The organism is Candidatus Zixiibacteriota bacterium (assembly GCA_040753495.1).
Classification (GTDB): Bacteria; Zixibacteria; MSB-5A5; order GN15; family PGXB01; genus DYGG01.
The window spans coordinates 1-4,223 of the sequence record JBFMEF010000168.1 but is presented as its reverse complement, the minus strand read 5'-3'; the positions used below and the strand labels follow the sequence as shown (position 1 = coordinate 4,223).

Sequence of the window (4,223 nt, the reverse complement as noted above, 5' to 3'; positions counted from 1 at the left end):
TACCGAGCACAACAATAACGATTACCAGCTCCACCAGAGTAAAGCCGCCGGAGCGCCGCATCCATTCTGCAATCAAGCCATCCGTCATACCTTTTCTACCAGTTGTTCTCGCCGCTGACCGAGGTGTTGGGCCAGATTTCGCCGGTAGTCGGGTTATATGCCCAGCCGCCGCGAGCGCCGACCGTGGTCCCTTTGGTCACGCCGGTGACAATACTGTCGGGGGCGTTGGCATCGGACTGGTACGGATTCTTCGGAATGGACTGCTCCATCACTGACCCGGGAGCCCGCAGACTATCAATCGGGGGCCAGGCTGCGGTTCCGGTTGTCACCGCCTGATTGGCATACCAGATGGTTATGCCGGAGCGAAGGCCTCCCAGCGCCGCCCGCGTCGCGGACTCGCGCGCCTCGGAACTGATATCTTTGTACTTCGGAATCGCCACCGCGGCAAGAATTCCGAGTATGACAATTATGATCACCAGCTCAATGAGGGTAAAACCCTGCCCGTTACTAAGTCTTTTGAACGGCATATCTCCGCTCCTTTGATTAAAAGTTTAGATATTATAGGTTCTTCGATTATTATCGGAAAAATGTCGATTTCTCTTGAGCGTCTCAGCCCCGGAAAATCTGGGCTAAGTTCCACATTGGCAAAAAGATCGCCAAAGCCACTATCAGCACAAAAAATCCTAAGACGACGGTCAGAATAGGCTCCAGTAATGACGCCAGGTGTCGCGATTTGTAATCCACCTCTTTGTTATAATGCAGGGCGACTTCGGAGAGCATGCTGTCAATTGAGCCGCTTTCCAGTCCGATGCGTATCATCTGAAGCCCCATTTCCGGAAAGTACTGCAGCCGTGATTTTATCCCGTCCAGTTCCCGCCCTTCCTTGAAAGAACTGGAAAGGACTTTTATCTCTTCGGTCAGTCGGGCATTCTTGACCGTCTCCGACAGCAGTTCCAGCGATTTCACCATAGGAAGTCCGCTTTTGAGCAGGAGATGAAACATATAGGAAAAACGGGCGATATTTCCTTTGACAATCAGGTCGCCGAAGACCGGCAACGACAGAAACCAGGTGTCAAAATAGAGTTTTCCGGAAGGAGTAGCGTAGATTTTTCTCAGCGTCAAGCCGGCCGTAATAAGAAGGGCAATTACCGCCACCCAGTATGTGGTGACGATATGATGCACCCAGATGATTATGCGGGTTGGCGCCGGAAGCTGCGCTCCCATTGAAGAATAGAAATCGATGAAGCGGGGGATGACAAAGGTAATCAGGACGGCAAATGCCAGAACGATGGCGCAGACCACAATTATCGGGTAGCGGAGGGCCGATTTAATCTGACGGTTCAAATCCAGGTCGCGCTCCAGCATATATCCGAGCGAGTCAAGGATTTCATCCAGTTTGCCGGAAGCTTCTCCAGCCGCTATCGAAGCAATGTAGATCTTATTGAAAAGCTCCGGATGCTCCCCCATTGCGTCCGAAAGGGAACGTCCCGACTGAACGTCCGATCGGATTCGCTCGATGGTCCGATTGAAATAGCCGTTTGCCGGACCGATTTTAATTGTATCGAGCGCCCGCAGAAGCGGAATACCGGCTTTGTACAGGGTCGAAAGATTCCGGGTGAATAGAATCAGGTCTTCATATTGACGGCTCTTCAGAAACCCAAAGAGGGCCGGGCGAACTTCCTGCTTTTGCGGTTTGATTTCAATCGGTATCAGCCGCATCTCTTCCAGGATAGCGGCGACTCTCTCGGGGGCTTCAGCCTGAATCGTCCCGCTTCGTTTCTCCCCCTCAGCGGTTCGCGCCGAATATGAGAAGGTCTCAGGCATTTATCAGTATTTTCTCCAGCGATGCCGCCGGACGGGATTGCTCTCCCATCGATGTCACTCGCAGCAGCTCTTCCAGGCAGACTTTTCCTTCGGCTACTTTCTCCAGCCCCGCCTGGAACAGCGGCTTGTAACTTCGCGTGCCGGCGTAATTGCGAATCTGAATTTCCGAGGCGCCGCTGATTATCATTTCCGAGATGGTGTCGTCAACTTCCACCAGTTCGTAAATCCCGATCTGCCCCATATAGCCGGTCATGCGGCAACGGGTGCAGCCTGACCCCTTCATGAATCGAATTCGGGTGGTGGCGGTGTCCAGATGGGAGAAGCGGATATGGACATCCTGGGGCTTGTATTCTTCGGCGCAATGAGGGCAATTGGTCCGCAAAAGCCGTTGCGCTAGAATCCCCTTGAGGGATGACGCCACCAGGTAGTTCTCTATTCCCATATCAATCAGACGATTGATACTGCTGGGGGCATCATTGGTATGGAGGGTGGAAAGCACCAGATGCCCGGTCAAAGCCGAGCGAATCGCCATGCTGGCCGTTTCTACGTCCCGTATCTCTCCAATCATGATGATATCCGGATTTTGACGAAGGATATAGCGCAGAATTGAGGCAAATGTCAGTCCGGCGCGCTCATTAGTCTGAACCTGATTCACCAGCGGTATTGAGTATTCTACCGGGTCTTCAATAGTAATAATGTTCTTTTCAATCGAATTGACTTCCTGAAGCGCCGCATAAAGGGTGGTAGTCTTGCCGCTCGAGGTCGGTCCTGTCAGGAGAACAAGGCCTTCTTTCTTCCGAATCACCCGCTTCCAGGCTTCCAGAAGATTAGGGGAGAAGCCAAGCTGCTCCATTCCGATATTCAGAATCCGTCGGTCAAGAATTCTAATCACCACCTTCTCGCCATGTATGGTGGGAAGGGTGGATATTCTCAGGTCGATATTGCTGCCGTCAACTTTCATCATCAGACGGCCATCCTGCGGAAGGCGTTTCTCGGAGACATCCATATTGGCGGCAACTTTGATGCGGGAGATGATTTCGGCCTGCAATGATTTGGGGGGAGAGGCTTCTTCCCGCATAACGCCGTTAATACGGTACCTGATTCGCAGCTGGCTTTCGTCCGGCTCGATATGGATATCTGAGGCTTTGTCCTTTACCGCCTGTGTAATTATCAGGTTAACCAGTTTGACAACCGGCGCCTCCCGCTCTGATTCCGAGACCGACTCCGAAAGTTGCGCCGTTTTCTCATCAACCTTGGCTCCCGGATAGGAACCAATCACGCCGCTCATCGAATCGGCGACCGAATAGTACTGGTCAATAGCGGCGTTGATTTCCGAATGGGACGCAATTACCCGCTTGATATCGCACTTGGTGATATATTTTAATTCATCGATGGCGATAATATTGAGCGGCTCGGCCATGGCGACCGTCATTATCTTGCCGATTTTGAAAATCGGCATCAGCGCATAACGACGGGCCATTTCTACCGGCACCATCCCGACCACCATCGGGTCGATTACCAGCGACGCCAGCGATATTTTGGGTATCTGCAACCGTTCCGAAACCGCTTCAATCAGCTGCTCTTCAGTGATTATCCCCTTCTCGACCAGCAACTGACCGATTTTCCGGCCGGTTTTTTCCTGTTCCTTGAGAGCCTCCGTCAGCTGCGCTGACGTAATCAGCCCCTTTTCAAGGAGAATGTCGCCGATTCTTTTTCGTAACATGGGAGTTAATCTCTTATATATCATTATAATAATCGGTATATAAGGGGATTAATTAAGGGCGGGAAGCCAGTCTGACAGCCCAAATCTCGATATTTTGGACAAAAAATAACCCGGTAGTGCGAGCACAGACACCACCGGGTATTCAGCCCCAAGCAAGCATATAGGCCTGTTTGAGTTAGACTTACTCCCCCCTCGCAGGGACTGATTTCTATAATTTCAGGGATTAATTAGCTATCTTGCTCTAATTTCATCTCCTCCCAGTTATCTGATTCCAAGCGCATCGTGACTCTCTGCCGTCCTCAAGGTACTCCTTCCCCCGCGTGACCATCGCTGTCTCATCCAGAGTGCTTCTGCAGGATTCTGCGTATTCAGGCGACAGAGGACTTCCTTGTCGTCTCACCGAAAGTGCTCCATCAACACAAATATTCTCACCATCTCAAAGAAATTCGTCTTTTCCTTAAAACCTTCTCATTCCGAAGTTGTCTATGCTTTCCTAAGCGGGTAACCTTGCAATACCGTTCCGGTGAAATTAGCATACAAATCTAATGCCAAGTAACATCCCGCATCGATTTTCATAAGATATTGTGATACAATGTGATTAGGGGAACCACTCGAGGCGGAAAGTCAAAATGACCACAAAAACGGGGGGTATGGGCAGGTCAGAATGACCTGACCG

General features: G+C 51.1%; 4 protein-coding genes. All 4 read right to left on the bottom strand.

What is annotated here, in order from left to right; genetic code table 11:
- Positions 1-61 (bottom strand): prepilin-type N-terminal cleavage/methylation domain-containing protein (locus AB1690_10865; protein ID MEW6015813.1); only part of this gene is annotated, 61 nt, incomplete at its 3' end.
- Positions 62-95: 34 nt separating this feature from the next.
- Entirely contained in the window at positions 96-527 is a 432-nt protein-coding gene (locus AB1690_10860) for a prepilin-type N-terminal cleavage/methylation domain-containing protein (protein MEW6015812.1), read from the bottom strand.
- Positions 528-609: 82 nt separating this feature from the next.
- The gene (locus tag AB1690_10855; protein ID MEW6015811.1) at positions 610-1,824 is read right to left on the bottom strand and encodes a type II secretion system F family protein; all 1,215 of its coding nucleotides are present in this window, start codon (positions 1,822-1,824) and stop codon (positions 610-612) included.
- The gene (locus tag AB1690_10850; protein ID MEW6015810.1) at positions 1,817-3,547 is read right to left on the bottom strand and encodes an ATPase, T2SS/T4P/T4SS family; all 1,731 of its coding nucleotides are present in this window, start codon (positions 3,545-3,547) and stop codon (positions 1,817-1,819) included. Before AB1690_10850 ends, AB1690_10855 begins: the two co-directional genes overlap by 8 nt.
- Positions 3,548-4,223: the final 676 nt, after the last annotated feature.